The organism is Desulfosporosinus sp. OT, assembly GCF_000224515.1.
Taxonomy (GTDB): domain Bacteria; phylum Bacillota; class Desulfitobacteriia; order Desulfitobacteriales; family Desulfitobacteriaceae; genus Desulfosporosinus.
Map to the genome: position 1 here is coordinate 1 of NZ_AGAF01000102.1, position 2,529 is coordinate 2,529.

Sequence of the window (2,529 nt, forward strand, 5' to 3'; positions counted from 1 at the left end):
GTAGATCTATCCTTGGGACAAGTCCCCCATGACGCTTGAGGGAGTTTCCGCTGGAAGCTCCCTCAGAGTCCGCGCCTTTCAAGATTCAACAAAGTTGAAAATCCTAAAAGAGTCTTTCGCTTAGGTGAAAGACTCTTTTGAGACACCCAGGATTCAAAGCGTGTTTTTTTGGTAGGTGCGTTAAATTCGTCATTTTTAATTGGATATTTACACCAAATGAGTGCTTTGTAAGGTTAGAATAAAATAGTTTCTATGCTAACTAAATTACAATTGACAATAGAAAAAATGTAAATTAAAATAAGTACTAAGGGTATCATGAAAGGAAGTTTACATATGAAAAAAATGATTGGACTATCAGTGTTGTCCGCTATATTAGTTTTAGGACAACCATTAGCAGCTTTTGCCAATACCACAAATTCAGGAATTATAAGCTTTGAAGATATCGGACCTTTAATTACAGAACAAAATCTTCAAGTTGATATTAATCAGAATAATAGAGAAGACAGTAATGTTGGCGCTGGTAAGTTAAGGAAGGATATTAGAGATATTAATAGAAGGCTTGATAAAATCAATGACGAAAAGGATGGACTAAGTATGCCAGCCGATGCGTCTCTAATTATTGCCCTTAATACTGAAAAAGGCGCATTAACAGATCAGCTAAAGACACTAGAGAGGCAATTAGAAGATATGCCTACATCCGTCGATAGCACGGATACTTCCTCCACGATGAGTGATAAAACACAGATTCGTACTGCAGAAGGTGCCTTCATTACGTTAAATACCTTGAAATTAGCGTCTTCCGATCTCACTATGAGTATTACAAATCTTCAAAACCAATTATCAACAATGCAATTGCGTGAAAACCTAGGAGTGGTATCCCATACTGAGGTCGATGATCTTAACACCAAATTAATGAATATGCAAACACAACTTGTAAGTAATCAGTTACAACAAGAATCTTATGTACGTCAATTGAAAGACTTGCTTAATGATCAGGATAGCACATTGCAAATTGAAAGTGTTCCAATGCCAGATGAAAACTTTACCGTTGCAGACAAAGATGGGGATTTAAAGCAAGCTCTTGAAAATAGTTACACGATAAAATCGCAGGAAGATAAAATTGTGCTTTTAGAAGCTGACCTTGCTCGGGCTGAGAAGGATAACGGACTCTCATCGAATGAATATAAGACGGCAAAATATGCATTAGACAATGCAAATCTGACACTCGCTCAGCAAAAAAACAAATTGAATACAGACTATAGCAGTATCTTGGACGATATTACTAAGAAGCAGAGCAATCTTCGATTAGAAGAACAAAAACTCGCAGATAAAAAAGTAGCGTTATCTGAAGCTCAGATCAAGTTGAACCTAGGGATGATTACACAGTTGGATTTAGATAGTGCAACGATTGATTATCAGACACAAGAAGATACAGTCAAGACAGACCAAATTCAATTGTTTTCCTCGATAAACGGTTATAATTGGTTTTTGAAGGGAATGCCTTGGACATCGTAAAATAGTACCAGAAGAAATTAAACTGCAGAAATTAACTAACCACGGACGATATCCGTGGTTAGTTCTTGAATTAGCCTTAGGATCTCCAATCAAGAGATCCTTTTTTTATTGTTAGAGTAAGTCGTGCAAATTCCGTTGTTAAGATCTTAAACTTTTTGAAGATGGACCGAAGGTATAGTCTCAAATGTGTCGAATAACTAAGTTTAAGTTAGTTCGGACTTTGGAAGGAGATTAGTATGCTAGCAAGCTACTGTCGCAAAAGAGCGCTAGGTAAAGTACTCTTAAACTTTATTCTTGTCTTTATATTAATCCTAAGTACCTCGACATCAGTTTTAGCCTCAAGCAATAACGTCCTGCCTGAAATCCGTTCACTGCTGCAAAATAAATATGTAGATCAGGTTTCATCAACCGATGTGCTTACTGCCCCAACTGTGGAGGAGACCCTGAAACGCCTCGGAGATCCACATACGAAGTATTTCACTCCAGAGGAATATCAAGATTTTCTTGGAAGCATTGACATGCGCTTTTATGGAATCGGAGTTCATATGGACATTGTGTCGGAAGGGGTCAAAGTGGTATCCGTCGTTTCGGGTTCCCCCGCTGAGGAGGTTGGATTAAAAGCAGGAGATGTTATTATCCGTGCTGCTGGGCAATCACTAGCTGGACTTTCTTCGAATGAGGTAGTTAGCTTGCTTCGCGGTCTTGAAGGAAGTGTTGTTCGGATCAGTGTAAAGCAAGGAACAGAGACTAAGGAGTTAAGTATTATGCGCAGGGCGATAACTGAGCCAACTGTGACTGGAGACATTCTAAATGGGCATATTGGCTATCTTGACTTGAATTCGTTTGGGAATGATACACCGACAGAGTTTGAGACAGCCGTTAATCGCTTAAGAAATCAAAAGGTTGACAGCTGGATTGTAGATTTAAGAGATAACGGGGGAGGATACTTGAGTTCAGCGATTGACCTTGCAGGATATTTCATAGGTCCTGATGTTGCGGTACGAATTAAAGACC

General features: G+C 38.8%; 2 protein-coding genes. Both read left to right on the top strand.

Going from position 1 to position 2,529, the window contains the following annotated elements:
- Nucleotides 1-333: 333 nt before the first annotated feature.
- Entirely contained in the window at nucleotides 334-1,515 is a 1,182-nt protein-coding gene (locus DOT_RS08875) for a TolC family protein (protein ID WP_009617283.1), read from the top strand.
- 236 nt (nucleotides 1,516-1,751) lie between these two features.
- The coding region (locus tag DOT_RS08880) for a S41 family peptidase (protein ID WP_009617284.1) at nucleotides 1,752-2,529 on the top strand (778 nt) is incomplete at its 3' end.

Excerpts from the sequence above, each read along its gene's own strand:
- DOT_RS08875 (WP_009617283.1), top strand. The coding sequence starts at position 334 with ATGAAAAAAATGATTGGACTATCAGTGTTGTCCGCTATATTAGTTTTA.